This window comes from Micromonospora sp. NPDC005215 (assembly GCF_040607915.1).
Classification (GTDB): Bacteria; Actinomycetota; Actinomycetes; order Mycobacteriales; family Micromonosporaceae; genus Micromonospora.
Window position 1 is genome coordinate 1 of the sequence record NZ_JBEXHQ010000124.1, and the last position, 1,330, is coordinate 1,330.

Genomic DNA, 1,330 nt, shown 5'->3' on the forward strand with positions numbered 1-1,330 from the left:
GCGAGGGTGGTGATGGCGTGGTGCAGGTCGGTGGGGATGGTGAAGGTGACCCGGTCGCCGTTGCTACTGGCCGTGGCCGGTCGCGGCCGGTCGGTGGGCAGGGTGAGGTGTTCGGGGAGGTCGGCGAGGGTGGTGCTCCAGTACGCGAGTTGCTGTTCGTGGGTGTCGGCGAGCAGGTGCTGTTGCCAGAGGGTGTAGTCGGCGTATTGGACGGGCAGGGGTGTCCAGTCGGGTTGGTGTTGGTGGATGCGGGCGGTGTAGGCGGTGGCGAGGTCGGTGGCTAGGGGGTGGCGGGACCAGGCGTCGCTGGTGATGTGGTGCAGCAGGAGGATCAGGACGTGGTCGTCGTCGGCGAGGCGCAGCAGGGTTGCGTGGATGGGTAGGTCGGTGGCGAGGTCGAAGGTGTGTCGGGTGGCGGCGTTGATCTCGTCGGTCAGGTGGGTGGGGTCGGTGGGGAGCAGGTTCAGGGTGATGGTCGCGGTGTCCGGGGGCAGGACGATCTGGTGGGGTCCGTGCTGGTCCTCGGCGAAGACGGTCCGCAGGGTTTCGTGGCGGGTGACGAGGTCGTGCAGGGCTTCGGTGAGGGCGGTGGTGTTCAGCGGCCCGCGCAGCCGCAGCGCGGTCGGAATGTTGTAGGTGGTGCTGGGTCCCTGAAGCTGGTGCAGGAACCACAGGCGTTGCTGCGCCGGTGACAGCGGCACGCGTTCGGGTCGAGGAACCACCTTCGTGACCGGTGGTCGGGCATGCGCGGCGGTGTCGAGGGTCGCGGCGAGCGTGGCCACGGTCGAGGTCTCGAAGACCTGCCGGATCGGTAGTTCCACGTCAAGGGTGGCGCGGATCCGACTGACCAGGCGGGTGGCGAGCAGGGAGTGCCCCCCGAGGTCGAAGAAACTGTCGTCGATGCTGACCTGTGGGACGCCCAGCACGTCGGCGAACAGGTCGCACAGGATCTCTTCGTGGGGGGTGCGGGGGGTGCGTCCGGTGCTGCGGTATTCCGGCGCGGGTAGCGCACGGCGGTCGAGTTTGCCGTTGGTGGTGGTGGGGAGTTGGTCGAGTGTGACGATCGCCGACGGGACCATGTGTGCCGGCAGCACAGCGGCGGCGTGCTCGGTCAGCGTCGCGGTCGTGATGTCCGGCGACGCCACGACGTATCCCACCAGTCGCTGATCGCCGGGTTGGTCTTCGCGCAGTACGACGGCTGCGGTGGTGACCTGGGGGTGGCTCAGCAGAGCTGCTTCGATTTCGCCGAGTTCGATGCGGTGGCCGCGGAGTTTGATTTGGTGGTCGGTGCGGCCGTGGTATTCGAGGTGTCCGTGGTGGTTCCAGCGGG

Annotated in this window: 1 protein-coding gene; it reads right to left on the reverse strand. The window is 68.2% G+C overall.

The window, feature by feature from the left end; all coding sequences use genetic code 11:
* Nucleotides 1-1,277: condensation domain-containing protein (locus ABZU25_RS34480; RefSeq protein ID WP_355033551.1), on the reverse strand; the 1,277-nt coding region annotated here is incomplete at its 3' end.
* Nucleotides 1,278-1,330: the final 53 nt, after the last annotated feature.